The following is a 17,909-nucleotide window of genomic DNA, read 5'->3' as shown; positions in this document are numbered from 1 at the left end:
GCTGCCATCACTACCGTTCTGGCTAAAACCTACGGTGGTTCTGCTCGTGCATTCGACCAGATCGATAACGCACCGGAAGAAAAAGCTCGTGGTATCACCATCAACACCTCTCACGTTGAATATGACACCCCGACTCGCCACTACGCGCACGTAGACTGCCCGGGCCACGCCGACTATGTTAAAAACATGATCACCGGTGCTGCGCAGATGGACGGCGCGATCCTGGTTGTTGCTGCGACTGACGGCCCGATGCCGCAGACTCGTGAGCACATCCTGCTGGGTCGTCAGGTAGGCGTTCCGTACATCATCGTGTTCCTGAACAAATGCGACATGGTTGATGACGAAGAGCTGCTGGAACTGGTTGAGATGGAAGTTCGTGAACTGCTGTCTCAGTACGATTTCCCGGGCGACGACACCCCGATCGTTCGTGGTTCTGCTCTGAAAGCGCTGGAAGGCGACGCAGAGTGGGAAGCGAAAATCATCGAACTGGCTGGCCACCTGGATACCTATATCCCGGAACCAGAGCGTGCGATTGACAAGCCGTTCCTGCTGCCGATCGAAGACGTATTCTCCATCTCCGGTCGTGGTACCGTTGTTACCGGTCGTGTAGAGCGCGGTATCATCAAAGTCGGTGAAGAAGTTGAAATCGTTGGTATCAAAGACACCGCGAAAACCACCTGTACTGGCGTTGAAATGTTCCGCAAACTGCTGGACGAAGGCCGTGCTGGTGAGAACGTTGGTGTTCTGCTGCGTGGTATCAAACGTGAAGAAATCGAACGTGGTCAGGTACTGGCTAAGCCGGGCAGCATCAAGCCGCACACCAAGTTCGAATCTGAAGTGTACATCCTGTCCAAAGACGAAGGCGGCCGTCATACTCCGTTCTTCAAAGGCTACCGTCCGCAGTTCTACTTCCGTACTACTGACGTGACTGGCACCATCGAACTGCCGGAAGGCGTAGAGATGGTTATGCCGGGCGACAACATCAAAATGGTTGTTACCCTGATCCACCCGATCGCGATGGACGATGGTCTGCGTTTCGCAATCCGTGAAGGCGGTCGTACCGTTGGCGCGGGCGTGGTTGCTAAAGTTCTCGGCTAATCGCTGATAACATTTGACGCAATGCGCAATAAAAGGGCATCATTTGATGCCCTTTTTGCACGCTTTCATACCAGAACCTGGCTCATCAGTGATTTTTTTTGTCATAATCATTGCTGAGACAGGCTCTGAAGAGGGCGTTTATACACCAAACCATTCGAGCGGTAGCGCGACGGCAAGTCAGCGTTCTCCTTTGCAATAGCAGGGAAGAGGCGCCAGAACCGCCAGCGTTGAAGCAGTTTGAACGCGTTCAGTGTATAATCCGAAACTTAATTTCGGTTTGGATCGCCTCGCCCCCGCGGGGTGAAATTGTTTGTAGAATACTTCTGACAGGTTGGTTTATGAGTGCGAATACCGAAGCTCAAGGGAGCGGGCGCGGCCTGGAAGCGATGAAGTGGATTATCGTTGCCGTGCTGCTGATCGTGGCGATCGTGGGCAACTTCCTTTATCGCGACATTATGCTGGCGGTGCGTGCGCTGGCCGTGGTTATTCTTATTGCTGCTGCCGGTGGCGTCGCGCTGTTGACGACGAAAGGTAAGGCGACCGTTGCTTTTGCTCGCGAAGCGCGAACTGAAGTGCGTAAAGTGATTTGGCCGACTCGCCAGGAAACGCTGCATACTACGCTGATTGTTGCTGCCGTGACTGCAGTAATGTCACTGATCCTGTGGGGACTGGATGGTATTCTGGTTCGCCTGGTCTCCTTTATCACTGGCCTGAGGTTCTGAGATGTCTGAAGCTCCTAAAAAGCGCTGGTACGTCGTTCAGGCGTTTTCCGGTTTTGAAGGTCGCGTAGCTACTTCGCTGCGTGAACATATCAAATTACACAACATGGAAGAGTTGTTTGGCGAAGTCATGGTTCCAACCGAAGAAGTGGTTGAAATCCGTGGCGGCCAGCGTCGCAAAAGCGAACGTAAATTCTTCCCAGGCTACGTTCTGGTTCAAATGGTCATGAACGACGCGAGCTGGCACCTGGTGCGCAGCGTACCGCGTGTGATGGGCTTCATCGGCGGTACTTCCGACCGTCCGGCGCCGATCAGCGACAAAGAAGTCGATGCCATCATGAACCGCCTGCAGCAGGTTGGCGATAAGCCGCGTCCGAAAACGCTGTTTGAGCCGGGCGAAATGGTTCGTGTCAACGATGGTCCGTTCGCTGACTTTAACGGCGTCGTTGAAGAAGTGGACTATGAGAAGTCCCGCCTGAAAGTTTCTGTTTCTATCTTCGGTCGTGCGACGCCGGTAGAACTGGACTTCGGTCAGGTTGAGAAGGCGTAAGCCGGCGATCAAAAAAGCAGCGATTTAATCGTTGCATAGGGCGCGAAATTGGCATACAATTTCGCGCCTTTTGTTTTTATGGGCTTGGCCCGTAAAACGATGTTTAATCACGGGGAGCTTCTCTGAAGCGTTAATACCCAATTTGAGGATTTAAGAATGGCTAAGAAAGTACAAGCCTACGTCAAGCTGCAGGTTGCAGCTGGTATGGCAAACCCGAGTCCGCCGGTTGGTCCAGCACTGGGTCAGCAGGGCGTTAACATCATGGAATTCTGCAAAGCGTTCAACGCAAAAACTGAATCCATGGAAAAAGGTCTGCCAATCCCGGTTGTTATCACCGTTTACGCTGACCGTTCTTTCACTTTCGTTACCAAAACCCCGCCGGCAGCAGTTCTGCTGAAAAAAGCGGCTGGTATCAAGTCCGGCTCTGGTAAGCCGAACAAAGATAAAGTGGGTAAAATTTCCCGCGCTCAGCTGCAGGAAATCGCGCAGACCAAAGCTGCCGACATGACTGGTGCCGACATTGAAGCGATGACTCGCTCCATCGAAGGTACTGCACGTTCCATGGGCCTGGTAGTGGAGGACTAAGAAATGGCTAAACTGACCAAGCGCATGTCCGTGATCCGTGACAAAGTTGATGCAACTAAACAGTATGACATCAACGAAGCCATCTCTCTGCTGAAAGAACTGGCTACTGCTAAGTTCGTTGAAAGCGTTGACGTTGCTGTAAACCTGGGCATCGATGCTCGTAAATCTGACCAGAACGTACGTGGTGCAACTGTACTGCCGCACGGTACTGGCCGTTCTGTTCGCGTTGCCGTATTTGCCCAGGGCGCAAACGCTGAAGCTGCTAAAGCTGCAGGCGCTGAGCTGGTAGGTATGGAAGATCTGGCTGACCAGATCAAGAAAGGCGAAATGAACTTTGACGTTGTTATTGCTTCCCCGGATGCAATGCGCGTTGTTGGCCAGCTGGGCCAGGTTCTGGGTCCGCGCGGCCTGATGCCAAACCCGAAAGTGGGTACCGTAACCCCTAACGTTGCTGAAGCGGTTAAGAACGCTAAAGCAGGTCAGGTTCGTTATCGTAACGACAAAAACGGCATCATCCACACCACCATCGGTAAAGTGGACTTTGACGCTGACAAACTGAAAGAAAACCTGGAAGCTCTGCTGGTTGCGCTGAAAAAAGCAAAACCGACTCAGGCGAAAGGCGTGTACATCAAGAAAGTTAGCATCTCCACCACCATGGGTGCAGGTGTTGCAGTAGATCAGGCTGGCCTGAACGCTTCTGCAAACTAATGCCTTTACGTGGGCGGTGATTTTGTCTACAATCTTACCCCCACGATTCTGTCAATAAGACAGACGCTATGCGAGTCATTTGAATTGCAGCAAGGCAGCAATCGAGTGAATCACCGGGAGTGTAGTTAACTACACTCCCGGTGTGAACGAGAGCAGCTAACGCCGCTGCGGTTCGAAGGACGAAGTCATAGGAAGAATTTGTTCGTTGGAGCCTGGCCTATCCAGGCCTCCGTCGAAGACCGCAGGTGTTTCGCAAGAAACTTAATCCCCTGCGTAGACGGTGACAGAACGCTAAGATTATTTTTGGATACTCTGGCTTGTTTCTGCTCACCGTATTTAGACGCTCTTTTCGTTGAATTGAGTGAAGTGAGTTCCAGAGCATAAGCTCTGGCAAACATCCAGGAGCAAAGCTAATGGCTTTAAATCTTCAAGACAAACAAGCGATTGTTGCTGAAGTCAGCGAAGTAGCCAAAGGCGCGCTGTCTGCAGTAGTTGCGGATTCCCGTGGCGTAACTGTAGATAAAATGACTGAACTGCGTAAAGCAGGTCGTGAAGCTGGCGTATACATGCGTGTTGTTCGTAACACCCTGCTGCGCCGCGTCGTTGAAGGTACTCAGTTCGAGTGCCTGAAAGACACGTTTGTTGGTCCGACCCTGATTGCATACTCTATGGAACACCCGGGCGCTGCTGCTCGTCTGTTCAAAGAGTTCGCGAAAGCGAATGCAAAATTTGAGGTCAAAGCCGCTGCCTTTGAAGGTGAGCTGATCCCGGCGTCGCAGATCGACCGCCTGGCAACTCTGCCGACCTACGAAGAAGCAATTGCACGCCTGATGGCAACCATGAAAGAAGCTTCGGCTGGCAAACTGGTTCGTACTCTGGCTGCTGTACGCGATGCGAAAGAAGCTGCTTAATCGCAGTTATCTTTATAAAGCATTCGCTTACGTATAAACTTATTCTGATATTCAGGAACAATTTAAATGTCTATCACTAAAGATCAAATCATTGAAGCAGTATCCGCTATGTCCGTAATGGACGTTGTTGAGCTGATCTCTGCAATGGAAGAAAAATTCGGTGTTTCCGCTGCTGCTGCTGTAGCTGTAGCTGCTGGCCCGGTTGAAGCTGCTGAAGAAAAAACTGAATTCGACGTAATTCTGAAAGCTGCTGGCGCTAACAAAGTTGCTGTTATCAAAGCAGTACGTGGCGCAACTGGCCTGGGTCTGAAAGAAGCTAAAGACCTGGTAGAATCTGCTCCGGCTGCACTGAAAGAAGGCATCAGCAAAGACGACGCTGAAGCTCTGAAAAAATCTCTGGAAGAAGCTGGCGCTGAAGTTGAAGTTAAATAAGCCAACCCTTCCGGTTGCAGCCTGAGAAATCAGGCTGAGGCTGGTGACTTTTTAGTCACCAGCCTTTTTGCGCTGTAAGGCGCCAGTAGCATTTCACACTGTTTGACTGCTGGTTTGCCTGACAATGCTTGTTTCTATCGACGACTTAATATACTGCGACAGGTTAGGGTTCCTGGGCTGTGTAAATCGCAACGAAATGGTTTAAGCGTGATAGCAACAGGTATTGCGGAAAGTGTTCCATTTTCCGGTCAACAAAATAGTGTTGCATAAAAAACTGCCTTACTTAGGCAGACGGGTCGACTTGTCAGCGAGCTGAGGAACCCTATGGTTTACTCCTATACCGAGAAAAAACGTATTCGTAAGGATTTTGGTAAACGTCCACAAGTTCTGGACATACCTTATCTCCTTTCTATCCAGCTTGATTCGTTCCAGAAGTTTATCGAGCAAGATCCTGAAGGGCAGTATGGTCTGGAAGCAGCCTTCCGTTCCGTATTCCCGATTCAGAGCTACAGCGGTAATTCAGAGCTGCAATACGTCAGCTACCGTCTGGGCGAACCTGTTTTTGATGTTAAAGAATGTCAGATCCGTGGCGTGACTTATTCTGCACCGCTGCGCGTAAAACTGCGTCTGGTGATCTACGAGCGCGAAGCGCCGGAAGGCACCGTTAAAGACATCAAAGAACAAGAAGTCTACATGGGCGAAATCCCGCTCATGACCGACAACGGTACCTTTGTTATCAACGGTACCGAGCGTGTTATCGTTTCTCAGCTGCACCGTAGCCCGGGCGTCTTCTTTGACAGTGACAAAGGTAAGACCCACTCCTCCGGTAAGGTCCTGTATAACGCACGTATCATCCCTTACCGCGGTTCCTGGCTGGACTTCGAATTCGACCCGAAAGACAACCTGTTCGTTCGTATCGACCGTCGTCGTAAACTGCCGGCAACCATCATTCTGCGCGCGCTGAATTACACCACTGAGCAGATCCTTGACCTGTTCTTCGAGAAAGTGGTCTTTGAAATTCGCGACAACAAGCTGCAGATGGAGCTGGTACCGGAGCGTCTGCGCGGTGAAACCGCCTCCTTCGATATCGAAGCCAACGGTAAAGTGTACGTTGAGAAAGGCCGTCGTATTACTGCGCGCCACATTCGCCAGCTGGAAAAAGACGATATCAAACATATCGAAGTTCCGGTTGAGTACATCGCGGGTAAAGTTGCTTCTAAAGACTACATCGACGAAGCGACCGGCGAACTGATCTGCCCGGCGAACATGGAGCTGAGCCTGGATCTGCTGGCTAAACTGAGCCAGTCCGGCCACAAGCGTATCGAAACGCTGTTCACCAACGATCTGGACCACGGTCCGTACATTTCTGAAACGGTACGCGTCGACCCGACCAACGATCGTCTGAGCGCGCTGGTAGAAATCTACCGCATGATGCGCCCTGGTGAGCCGCCGACTCGCGAAGCGGCTGAAAGCCTGTTTGAGAACCTGTTCTTCTCCGAAGACCGCTACGATCTGTCCGCGGTTGGTCGTATGAAGTTCAACCGTTCTCTGCTGCGCGACGAAATCGAAGGTTCCGGTATCCTGAGCAAAGACGACATCATCGAAGTGATGAAGAAGCTCATCGATATCCGTAACGGTAAAGGCGAAGTCGATGATATCGACCACCTCGGCAACCGTCGTATCCGTTCCGTTGGCGAAATGGCGGAAAACCAGTTCCGCGTTGGCCTGGTACGTGTAGAGCGTGCGGTTAAAGAGCGTCTGTCTCTGGGCGATCTGGATACCCTGATGCCTCAGGATATGATCAACGCCAAGCCGATTTCCGCAGCAGTGAAAGAGTTCTTTGGTTCCAGCCAGCTGTCCCAGTTTATGGACCAGAACAACCCGCTGTCTGAGATTACGCACAAACGTCGTATCTCCGCACTCGGCCCAGGCGGTCTGACCCGTGAACGCGCAGGCTTCGAAGTTCGAGACGTACACCCGACGCACTACGGTCGCGTATGTCCAATCGAAACGCCTGAAGGTCCGAACATCGGTCTGATCAACTCCCTGTCCGTGTACGCACAGACTAACGAATACGGTTTCCTTGAGACCCCGTATCGTAAAGTGACCGACGGTGTGGTTACCGATGAAATTCACTACCTGTCTGCTATCGAAGAAGGCAACTACGTTATTGCTCAGGCGAACTCCAACCTGGATGAAAACGGCCACTTCGTAGAAGACCTGGTTACCTGCCGTAGCAAAGGCGAATCCAGCTTGTTCAGCCGCGACCAGGTTGACTACATGGACGTATCCACCCAGCAGGTGGTATCCGTCGGTGCGTCCCTGATCCCGTTCCTGGAGCACGATGACGCCAACCGTGCATTGATGGGTGCGAACATGCAACGTCAGGCGGTTCCGACTCTGCGCGCTGATAAGCCGCTGGTTGGTACCGGTATGGAACGTGCTGTTGCCGTTGACTCCGGTGTTACTGCGGTGGCTAAACGTGGCGGTACCGTTCAGTACGTGGATGCTTCCCGTATCGTTATCAAAGTTAACGAAGACGAGATGTACCCGGGCGAAGCAGGTATCGACATCTATAACCTGACCAAGTACACCCGTTCTAACCAGAACACCTGCATCAACCAGATGCCTTGCGTGTCCCTGGGCGAACCCATTGAGCGCGGCGACGTGCTGGCCGACGGCCCGTCCACCGACCTTGGTGAACTGGCGCTGGGTCAGAACATGCGCGTAGCGTTCATGCCGTGGAACGGCTACAACTTCGAAGACTCCATCCTCGTCTCCGAGCGTGTTGTCCAGGAAGACCGTTTCACCACCATCCACATTCAGGAACTGGCGTGCGTGTCCCGTGACACCAAGCTGGGGCCGGAAGAGATCACCGCTGACATCCCGAACGTGGGTGAAGCTGCGCTCTCTAAACTGGATGAGTCCGGTATCGTTTATATCGGCGCGGAAGTGACCGGCGGCGACATTCTGGTTGGTAAGGTAACGCCGAAAGGTGAAACCCAGCTGACGCCGGAAGAGAAACTGCTGCGTGCGATCTTCGGTGAGAAAGCGTCTGACGTTAAAGACTCTTCTCTGCGCGTACCGAACGGTGTCTCTGGTACCGTTATCGACGTTCAGGTCTTTACCCGTGATGGCGTAGAAAAAGACAAACGTGCGCTGGAAATCGAAGAGATGCAGCTGAAGCAGGCGAAGAAAGACCTGTCTGAAGAACTGCAGATCCTCGAAGCCGGTCTGTTCAGTCGTATCTATGCGGTGCTGGTCTCCGGTGGCGTTGAAGCTGAGAAGCTCGACAAACTGCCGCGCGATCGCTGGCTGGAACTGGGCCTGACCGACGAAGAGAAACAGAATCAGCTGGAGCAACTGGCTGAGCAGTATGACGAACTGAAACACGAGTTCGAGAAAAAACTCGAAGCGAAACGCCGTAAAATCACCCAAGGCGACGATCTGGCACCGGGTGTGCTGAAGATTGTTAAGGTATACCTGGCCGTTAAACGCCGTATCCAGCCTGGTGATAAGATGGCAGGTCGTCACGGTAACAAGGGTGTTATCTCTAAGATCAACCCGATCGAAGATATGCCGCACGATGCTAACGGTACGCCGGTAGATATCGTACTGAACCCGCTGGGCGTACCGTCTCGTATGAACATCGGTCAGATCCTGGAAACTCACCTGGGTATGGCTGCGAAAGGCATCGGCGATAAGATCAACGCCATGCTGAAACAGCAGCAAGAAGTCGCGAAACTGCGCGAATTCATCCAGCGTGCTTACGATCTGGGCGCTGACGTTCGCCAGAAAGTTGACCTGAATACCTTCAGCGATGAAGAAGTTCTGCGTCTGGCTGAAAACCTGCGTAAAGGCATGCCGATCGCAACGCCGGTATTCGACGGTGCGAAAGAAGCTGAAATCAAAGAGCTGCTGCAGCTGGGCGACCTGCCGACTTCCGGTCAGATCACCCTGTTTGACGGCCGCACCGGTGAACAGTTCGAACGTCCGGTAACCGTGGGTTACATGTACATGCTGAAACTGAACCACCTGGTCGACGACAAAATGCACGCTCGTTCCACCGGTTCCTACAGCCTGGTTACTCAGCAGCCGCTGGGTGGTAAGGCGCAGTTCGGTGGTCAGCGCTTCGGTGAGATGGAAGTGTGGGCGCTGGAAGCTTATGGCGCGGCCTACACCCTGCAGGAAATGCTCACCGTTAAGTCTGATGACGTGAACGGTCGTACCAAGATGTATAAAAACATCGTGGACGGCAACCACCAGATGGAACCGGGCATGCCGGAGTCCTTCAACGTACTGTTGAAAGAAATCCGCTCGCTGGGCATCAACATCGAACTGGAAGACGAGTAACTCTCGCTCAAACAGGTCACTGGTGCCGGGATAAAACCCGGCGCCAGATTGTGCTAACTCCGACGGGAGCAAATCCGTGAAAGACTTATTAAAGTTTCTGAAAGCGCAAACTAAAACCGAAGAGTTTGATGCGATCAAAATTGCTCTGGCATCGCCAGACATGATCCGTTCATGGTCTTTCGGTGAAGTTAAAAAGCCGGAAACCATTAACTACCGTACGTTCAAGCCTGAGCGTGACGGTCTGTTCTGTGCTCGTATTTTCGGGCCAGTAAAAGACTATGAGTGCCTGTGCGGTAAGTACAAGCGCCTGAAACACCGCGGTGTGATCTGTGAGAAGTGCGGCGTTGAAGTGACCCAGACTAAAGTGCGTCGTGAGCGCATGGGCCACATCGAGCTGGCATGCCCGACGGCGCACATCTGGTTCCTGAAATCGCTGCCGTCCCGTATCGGCCTGCTGCTGGATATGCCGCTGCGCGATATCGAACGTGTACTGTACTTCGAATCCTACGTGGTTATCGAAGGTGGCATGACCAACCTCGAACGCAACCAGATTCTGACTGAAGAGCAGTACCTGGATGCGCTGGAAGAGTTCGGTGACGAATTCGACGCGAAAATGGGTGCGGAAGCGATCCAGGCGCTGCTGCGCAATATGGATCTGGAGCAGGAATGCGAACAGCTGCGTGAAGAGCTGAACGAAACCAACTCCGAAACCAAGCGTAAAAAGCTGACCAAGCGCATTAAGCTGCTGGAAGCGTTCGTTCAGTCTGGCAACAAGCCGGAATGGATGATCCTGACCGTTCTGCCGGTTCTGCCGCCAGATCTGCGTCCGCTGGTTCCGCTCGATGGCGGCCGTTTTGCGACTTCTGACCTGAACGATCTGTATCGTCGCGTCATTAACCGTAACAACCGTCTGAAACGTCTGCTGGATCTGGCTGCGCCGGACATCATCGTACGCAACGAAAAACGTATGCTGCAGGAAGCGGTTGACGCCCTGCTGGATAACGGCCGTCGCGGTCGTGCGATCACCGGTTCTAACAAACGTCCTCTGAAATCTTTGGCCGATATGATCAAAGGTAAACAGGGTCGTTTCCGTCAGAACCTGCTCGGTAAGCGTGTTGACTACTCCGGTCGTTCTGTTATCACCGTAGGTCCATACCTGCGTCTGCATCAGTGCGGTCTGCCGAAGAAAATGGCGCTGGAGCTGTTCAAACCGTTCATTTACGGCAAGCTGGAACTGCGTGGCCTGGCCACCACCATCAAAGCCGCTAAGAAAATGGTTGAGCGCGAAGAAGCCGTTGTTTGGGATATCCTGGACGAAGTTATCCGCGAACACCCGGTACTGCTGAACCGTGCGCCAACGCTGCACCGTTTAGGTATCCAGGCATTCGAACCGGTTCTGATCGAAGGTAAAGCTATTCAGCTGCACCCGCTGGTTTGTGCGGCCTATAACGCCGACTTCGATGGCGACCAGATGGCTGTTCACGTACCGCTGACGCTGGAAGCCCAGCTGGAAGCGCGTGCGCTGATGATGTCTACCAACAACATCCTGTCCCCGGCGAACGGCGAACCAATCATCGTTCCGTCTCAGGACGTTGTACTGGGTCTGTACTACATGACCCGTGACTGTGTTAACGCCAAAGGCGAAGGCATGGTGCTGACTGGCCCGAAAGAAGCGGAGCGTATTTATCGCGCCGGTCTGGCCTCTCTGCATGCGCGCGTTAAAGTGCGTATCACTGAATACGAAAAAGACGAGAATGGTGAATTCGTCGCGAAGACTAGCCTGAAAGACACGACCGTTGGCCGTGCCATTCTGTGGATGATCGTACCGAAAGGTCTGCCGTTCTCTATCGTGAACCAGGCGCTCGGTAAGAAAGCGATCTCCAAGATGCTGAACACCTGTTACCGTATTCTGGGCCTGAAACCGACCGTTATTTTTGCGGACCAGACGATGTACACCGGCTTTGCTTATGCAGCGCGTTCAGGTGCATCCGTTGGTATCGATGACATGGTCATCCCGGAGAAAAAATACGAAATCATCAGCGAAGCGGAAGCGGAAGTTGCTGAGATTCAGGAACAGTTCCAGTCTGGTCTGGTCACCGCGGGCGAGCGCTACAACAAAGTTATCGATATCTGGGCTGCGGCGAACGATCGTGTATCCAAAGCGATGATGGATAACCTGCAAACCGAAACCGTGATTAACCGTGACGGTCAGGAAGAGCAGCAGGTTTCCTTCAACAGCATCTACATGATGGCCGACTCCGGTGCGCGTGGTTCTGCGGCACAGATTCGTCAGCTGGCTGGTATGCGCGGTCTGATGGCGAAGCCGGATGGCTCGATCATCGAAACGCCGATCACCGCGAACTTCCGTGAAGGTCTGAACGTACTCCAGTACTTCATCTCCACCCACGGTGCGCGTAAAGGTCTGGCGGATACCGCACTGAAGACAGCGAACTCCGGTTACCTGACTCGTCGTCTGGTTGACGTTGCCCAGGACCTGGTCGTCACTGAAGACGACTGCGGCACCCTGGAAGGCATCACCATGACGCCGGTTATCGAAGGTGGCGACGTTAAAGAGCCGCTGCGCGATCGCGTACTGGGTCGTGTGACTGCTGAAGACGTTCTGAAGCCGGGTACCGCGGACATTCTGGTTCCACGCAACACGCTGCTGCATGAGCACTGGTGTGACCTGCTGGAAGAGAACTCCGTTGACTCCGTCAAAGTTCGTTCCGTTGTATCCTGTGACACCGACTTTGGTGTATGTGCGCACTGCTATGGTCGTGACCTGGCGCGTGGCCACCTCATCAACAAAGGTGAGGCTATCGGCGTTATCGCGGCACAGTCCATCGGTGAGCCGGGTACACAGCTGACGATGCGTACGTTCCACATCGGTGGTGCGGCATCTCGTGCGGCTGCTGAATCCAGCATCCAGGTGAAAAACAAAGGTAGCATCCGTCTGAGCAACGCGAAGTCGGTTGTGAACTCCAGCGGTAAACTGGTTATCACCTCGCGTAACACCGAGCTGAAACTGATCGACGAATTCGGTCGTACCAAAGAAAGCTATAAAGTGCCTTACGGCTCCGTTATGGCGAAAGGCGATGGCGAACAGGTTGCCGGCGGTGAAACCGTTGCAAACTGGGATCCGCATACCATGCCGGTTATCACCGAAGTGAGTGGTTTCGTCCGCTTCACTGACATGATCGACGGCCAGACCATTACTCGTCAGACCGACGAGCTGACCGGTCTGTCTTCGCTGGTGGTTCTGGATTCCGCAGAACGTACCTCCGGTGGTAAAGATCTGCGTCCGGCGCTGAAAATTGTTGATGCTCAGGGCAACGACGTTCTGATCCCAGGCACCGATATGCCTGCTCAGTACTTCCTGCCGGGTAAAGCGATTGTTCAGCTGGAAGATGGCGTACAGATCAGCTCTGGTGACACCCTGGCGCGTGTTCCGCAGGAATCCGGCGGTACCAAGGACATCACCGGTGGTCTGCCGCGCGTTGCGGACCTGTTCGAAGCACGTCGTCCGAAAGAGCCGGCAATCCTGGCTGAAATCAGCGGCATCATTTCCTTCGGTAAAGAAACCAAAGGGAAACGTCGTCTGGTTATCACCCCGGTAGACGGTAGCGAACCGTACGAAGAGATGATTCCGAAATGGCGTCAGCTGAACGTGTTCGAAGGTGAACGTGTAGAACGTGGTGACGTGGTTTCCGACGGTCCGGAAGCACCGCACGACATTCTGCGTCTTCGTGGCGTGCACGCGGTAACGCGTTACATCACCAACGAAGTGCAGGACGTTTACCGTCTGCAAGGCGTTAAGATTAACGATAAGCACATTGAAGTTATCGTTCGTCAGATGCTGCGTAAAGCGACCATCGAAAGTGCTGGTAGCTCCGACTTCCTCGAAGGCGAGCAGGTTGAATACTCCCGCGTTAAGATCGCTAACCGCGAGCTTGAAGCGAATGGCAAAGTGGCGGCAACCTATTCCCGCGACCTGCTGGGTATCACCAAAGCGTCTCTGGCAACCGAGTCCTTCATCTCCGCGGCCTCGTTCCAGGAGACCACTCGCGTGCTGACCGAAGCAGCCGTTGCGGGCAAACGCGACGAACTGCGCGGTCTGAAAGAGAACGTCATCGTGGGTCGTCTGATCCCGGCGGGTACCGGTTATGCGTACCACCAGGATCGTATGCGCCGTCGCGCAGCGGGCGAACAGCCAGCTGCTCCGCAGGTGAGCGTAGAAGAAGCGTCTGCCAACCTGGCAGAACTGCTGAACGCAGGCCTGGGCGGTTCTGACAACGATTAATCGTTGATGCACTGCTAAAAAGCCGGTCAGGTTTCCTGACCGGCTTTTTTATTGTTTGTTCGCCGCCTCACCCTCTTCTTTAATTACATTTACGACATATTAACGCCGCATATTTTTAGCAATTAATTCATATAAAATATCCATCCCCCGTTCACTGGAAAAACCTTTGTTTATATATGGGTAAAAGTTCTACTCATATCAAAAAATAATCAATCCAAAGGCGATATATTCAAAATACCTAATGAATCATGGGATTACTTCTGCTGCTTTATCTTCGAAGCTACGGCTCTGGAGAGGGATCGCCGCATCTCATGCTTCTCCCGATAAGACGCAGAAATAATACCGGCAGGCAGGTGTTGGTCATTTCTTTTGGTCTGAGTGGACAGGCTCTGGGGGCTGCATGGAATTTGCGATACAACTCATTATTATCTTAATTTGTCTGTTTTATGGTGCCCGAAAAGGCGGTATTGCGCTGGGCCTGTTGGGCGGCATCGGTTTGGTTATCCTTGTTTTTGTGTTCCATCTTCAGCCGGGTAAACCACCGGTTGATGTAATGCTGGTGATCATTGCCGTCGTGGCCGCTTCGGCCACGCTACAGGCGTCCGGCGGGCTGGATGTCATGTTACAGATTGCCGAGAAGCTGCTGCGGCGCAACCCGAAATATGTTTCAATCGTCGCGCCTTTCGTCACCTGCACGCTGACCATTCTCTGCGGTACCGGACACGTGGTGTACACGATCCTGCCGATTATCTACGATGTCGCCATTAAGAATAACATTCGTCCGGAGCGTCCGATGGCGGCCAGCTCCATAGGTGCCCAGATGGGGATCATCGCCAGCCCGGTCTCGGTAGCGGTGGTGTCGCTGGTGGCGATGCTGGGGAATTTTACCTTTAACGGTAAACACCTGGAATTTCTCGACCTGCTGGCGATAACCATTCCGTCCACGCTGCTGGGGATCCTGGCGATTGGTATCTTCAGCTGGTTCCGTGGCAAAGATCTGGATAAAGACGAAGCCTTCCAGGCGTTTATTGCGGTACCGGAAAATCGCCATTACGTCTATGGCGATACGGCGACGCTGCTGGATAAAAAGCTGCCGACCAGCAACTGGATTGCGATGTGGATCTTCCTTGCTTCCATCGCCGTGGTGGCCTTACTCGGCGCGTTTTCCGAACTGCGTCCGGCCTTCGACGGTAAGCCGCTGTCGATGGTGCTGGTGATCCAGATGTTCATGCTGCTCTCCGGGGCATTGATCATCATCATTACCAAAACCAACCCGGCGTCGATTTCTAAAAATGAGGTTTTCCGTTCGGGAATGATCGCTATCGTCGCGGTATACGGCATCGCGTGGATGGCGGAAACTATGTTCGGCGCGCATATGACTGAGATTAAAGGTGTGCTCGGGGAGATGGTGAAGGAGTACCCGTGGGCTTACGCCATCGTACTGCTGCTGGTTTCGAAGTTTGTGAACTCTCAGGCGGCAGCGCTGGCGGCGATTGTTCCGGTGGCGCTGGCCATCGGCGTCGACCCGGCCTATATCGTGGCTTCCGCGCCGGCCTGCTATGGCTACTATATTCTGCCGACCTACCCAAGCGATCTGGCGGCGATCCAGTTCGACCGCTCAGGGACCACCCATATCGGCCGCTTTGTCATTAACCATAGCTTCATCCTGCCCGGGCTCATCGGCGTCGGTGTCTCCTGCGTGTTTGGCTGGGTATTCGCCGCGATGTATGGTTTTCTTTGAGAGGGGACGGGCGCCGGCAGCGGCGCCCGTTAAATCCGCGAGATTACTGCGCGAGCGGCAGACGACGATAGAGTTCAATCATATCGGTCGCCAGATCCTGAATGACCATGGCGTTCATCAGGTGGTCCTGAGAGTGAACGGTGATCAGGTTGACCGGCAGCTTACCGGTGCCTTCATCCAGGCCGATGAGCTGGGTCTGGATTTTATGCGCATGTTTGACGAACTCATGGGACTCGGCCATGGCCTGCTCGGCTGCCGCAAAGTCACCTTTCCGTGCTAACTGGAGAGCAGTGAGCGCCGCGCTACGTGCGGAACCGGCATTAACCAACAGCTCCATGATGATCGTTTCTAAATCTTCCATCGATTACTCCAGCATCTTCAGGGCTTTATCCAGAACGGCATCGCCTTTCATCATGCCGTAGTCCATCATATCGATCACCGCGACTTTCTTGCCGAATGGATCGGCCAGCGCCTGCAGTTTCGCCTGCTCATATTTCACCTGCGGGCCGAGCAAAATAATGTCGGCGGCGGCCAGGTTATCTTTAAACTCGGCGACCGGGACGGCCTTGATAGAAACCTCAACACCTTTTTTCTGCGCGGCATCTTGCATACGCTGAACCAGCATGCTGGTGGACATACCGGCGGCACAGCACAAAACGATATTCTTCATAGTCAGTGGCCCTTGTGTTCCGTGATGTCTTATCTTTATCGCGGCCCTGGCGATGCGACAACCGCTTTACCGTGATTGTGTGTAAGTCATCACACAAAAATTGAAACCGGTTTCATTTTTGCCGATAAAAATAAAAAAGCCCACCGAAGTGGGCGGCCGCGTCCTGTTGTCTCACGCGCGGAGGATGCGGTTTTTACCTTGTTGCTTGGCTTTGTAAAGTGCCTCATCGACGCTCACCACCAGCTTATCCAGCGGCTCCATATTCCATTCCCCCAGTCCGGCGCTAAAGGTGACCGTCAGGCCATCTTCGCGCCAGGTACGCCGTTCGACGTTGACCCGCCATGTTTCCAGTAGCGTTCGGGCGTTATCGATGTGTTCGGCAGGAAAGACCACCGCGAACTCTTCACCGCCGTAGCGATAAAGGGAAATCTCCAGCGGCTGGAGGACCTGCAGCCCCTCGCGGGCGACGTTGCGCAGGACGATATCGCCGTTGAGGTGTCCCCAGGTGTCGTTGATCGATTTGAAGTTATCGATATCGACCAGGGCAAGGGCGAAAGGTTGGTGATCGTTCATCAGCGCGGCGATATCGCTGTCGAAGGCGCGGCGGTTTTTGCAGCCAGTGAGGGCGTCGATGGTGGCCTGGCGAACGTAGGTCAGTTCACGCTGTTTGTTGGTTTCAATGGCTTTACTCAGCATTGCCTCAAGGCGCGGAGCGCGTTTGACGTCGCCGGTTTTAATCGCATTGATGATATTCATCAGCACGGTACGGGAAGCATGACGCAGATAAAGGCCGAACAAGAGGATGATAATCGCCGCGAGTGAGAAACCGCCGATCACTAAGTTTGTCTCATGGCGCGTCAGATTGATCAGGGTGGCGTTATCGACACGGTAAATCACGAACCAGTCGGGATTGGTAAAGGAGTAGTAGTAATACCAGGTATCGCTCCTGACATCGTAAAGCTGCCCCTCTCCGCTGGTCATTTTATCCATCAGTTCGTCGCTGACGAAGGGTTTAAACAGCGCGCCCGGGTCGGAGTGCAGGACAACTTTGCCATCCCGCTGCACCACAAAAAATTCCCCCTGTACGGGGGCGACCATCTGCCGTAGCGCGAACCCCATGGAGGTGAGATCTAGATGAAAAGCCAGGCTGCCTTTGAGTTTACCCTCCGGAGTAATGATGGGTTTGAAAATGGTAATCGTCGGATGGTGGGTGAAAAAGTCCATATACGGGCTGGTGTAGTGGCTGAAGGTGCTGGCTTCTGCCTGTTTGATAAACCAGGGCCGCGTTTTGGGGTCGAAAGCCAGGCTGTCTTCATTTTTCAGTACTTCCGGGGCGCGCAGATAGTGGCCCTCGGTATCCGCCAGCGAGATGGATGAGACGCTTGGCATCATGTTCTGTAACTGCATTAGCGTGGTTAACCCTTTCTCCGGATCAACGTTCACCGCGCGGTTCAGTTCGTCATTACGGGCAAAGAAGGTGGCCGCGCGGCCGAGGATAAAATCATTTTCCCGCAGCAGCGTTTCCGTATAGTTGATGGCCAGGTTGTGGGTAAAGTTGCGGTTAATATCGTGATAATCTTCGAGAAAATCTTTCCGCTGTGCCAGGGTGACAAAAGTAGCAATCAGCATGAAACTGAGCAAAATGCCGGCAAACCCCACGACGATTGGTGTCGTAAAAGAGAGTTTTCTGTTGTGTAGCGCCATGAATCGTTAATCGTCCCGGATGTATAAACCAAGGGTCCGAACGCAGCTTGTGTCAGCGAGCCTGCCGATCGAATCAGTTAACTATTGCTCAATTATAACTCTGAGGCCTTCATCTATCGTGATTTATATTCGTCGATA

At 53.3% G+C, this 17,909-nt stretch carries 13 protein-coding genes; 10 read left to right on the top strand and 3 right to left on the bottom strand.

Going from position 1 to position 17,909, the window contains the following annotated elements; genetic code table 11:
* From tuf to dcuB, 10 genes are all read left to right on the top strand, one after another.
* Nucleotides 1-1,098, top strand: a 1,098-nt coding sequence (tuf, locus tag N438_RS27035; RefSeq protein WP_049010133.1) for an elongation factor Tu, incomplete at its 5' end; no start/stop codon positions are given.
* Nucleotides 1,099-1,436: 338 nt separating this feature from the next.
* Nucleotides 1,437-1,820, top strand: coding sequence for a preprotein translocase subunit SecE (gene secE / locus N438_RS27025; protein ID WP_002883772.1), 384 nt, complete (start codon nt 1,437-1,439; stop codon nt 1,818-1,820).
* Between the two features lies 1 nt (nt 1,821).
* Nucleotides 1,822-2,367 (top strand): transcription termination/antitermination protein NusG, encoded by a 546-nt coding sequence (nusG, locus tag N438_RS27020; protein WP_007665882.1) that lies wholly within the window; start codon nt 1,822-1,824, stop codon nt 2,365-2,367.
* Between the two features lie 156 nt (nt 2,368-2,523).
* Nucleotides 2,524-2,952: a 50S ribosomal protein L11 gene (gene rplK, locus N438_RS27015; RefSeq protein ID WP_008808007.1), complete on the top strand. Its 429-nt coding sequence runs from the start codon at nt 2,524-2,526 to the stop codon at nt 2,950-2,952.
* Between the two features lie 3 nt (nt 2,953-2,955).
* Nucleotides 2,956-3,660 (top strand): 50S ribosomal protein L1, encoded by a 705-nt coding sequence (gene rplA, locus N438_RS27010; RefSeq protein WP_008808006.1) that lies wholly within the window; start codon nt 2,956-2,958, stop codon nt 3,658-3,660.
* A 413-nt stretch (nt 3,661-4,073) separates the two neighbouring features.
* The gene (rplJ, locus tag N438_RS27000) at nt 4,074-4,571 is read left to right on the top strand and encodes a 50S ribosomal protein L10 (RefSeq protein ID WP_001207203.1); all 498 of its coding nucleotides are present in this window, start codon (nt 4,074-4,076) and stop codon (nt 4,569-4,571) included.
* A gap of 66 nt (nt 4,572-4,637) precedes the next feature.
* Nucleotides 4,638-5,003 carry a 50S ribosomal protein L7/L12 gene (gene rplL, locus N438_RS26995; RefSeq protein ID WP_002884142.1) on the top strand — a complete coding sequence of 122 codons (366 nt, stop codon included), beginning with the start codon at nt 4,638-4,640 and terminating at the stop codon, nt 5,001-5,003.
* Nucleotides 5,004-5,327: 324 nt separating this feature from the next.
* Entirely contained in the window at nt 5,328-9,356 is a 4,029-nt protein-coding gene (gene rpoB, locus N438_RS26990) for a DNA-directed RNA polymerase subunit beta (protein ID WP_008808005.1), read from the top strand.
* Nucleotides 9,357-9,432: 76 nt separating this feature from the next.
* Nucleotides 9,433-13,656, top strand: a complete 4,224-nt coding sequence (rpoC, locus tag N438_RS26985; RefSeq protein ID WP_008808004.1) for a DNA-directed RNA polymerase subunit beta' — start codon at nt 9,433-9,435, stop codon at nt 13,654-13,656.
* A 400-nt stretch (nt 13,657-14,056) separates the two neighbouring features.
* Nucleotides 14,057-15,397: an anaerobic C4-dicarboxylate transporter DcuB gene (gene dcuB / locus N438_RS26980; RefSeq protein ID WP_008808003.1), complete on the top strand. Its 1,341-nt coding sequence runs from the start codon at nt 14,057-14,059 to the stop codon at nt 15,395-15,397.
* A 43-nt stretch (nt 15,398-15,440) separates the two neighbouring features.
* Here the strand turns inward: dcuB and N438_RS26975 are convergent, their stop codons facing one another.
* The 3 genes from N438_RS26975 to N438_RS26965 form a co-directional block, all read right to left on the bottom strand.
* The gene (locus N438_RS26975) at nt 15,441-15,758 is read right to left on the bottom strand and encodes a PTS lactose/cellobiose transporter subunit IIA (RefSeq protein WP_008808002.1); all 318 of its coding nucleotides are present in this window, start codon (nt 15,756-15,758) and stop codon (nt 15,441-15,443) included.
* Nucleotides 15,759-15,761: 3 nt separating this feature from the next.
* Nucleotides 15,762-16,067, bottom strand: a complete 306-nt coding sequence (locus tag N438_RS26970) for a PTS sugar transporter subunit IIB (protein WP_002884150.1) — start codon at nt 16,065-16,067, stop codon at nt 15,762-15,764.
* A gap of 171 nt (nt 16,068-16,238) precedes the next feature.
* A complete protein-coding gene (locus N438_RS26965; protein ID WP_012543212.1) occupies nt 16,239-17,771 on the bottom strand; it encodes a sensor domain-containing diguanylate cyclase in 1,533 nt (510 codons plus the stop codon).
* Nucleotides 17,772-17,909 lie beyond the last annotated feature (138 nt).

The organism is Klebsiella sp. GL120222-02, assembly GCF_003097195.1.
Taxonomy (GTDB): domain Bacteria; phylum Pseudomonadota; class Gammaproteobacteria; order Enterobacterales; family Enterobacteriaceae; genus Klebsiella; species Klebsiella variicola.
Note: the sequence above shows the minus strand (reverse complement) of the source record. Positions and strands in the feature narration are given on the sequence as shown.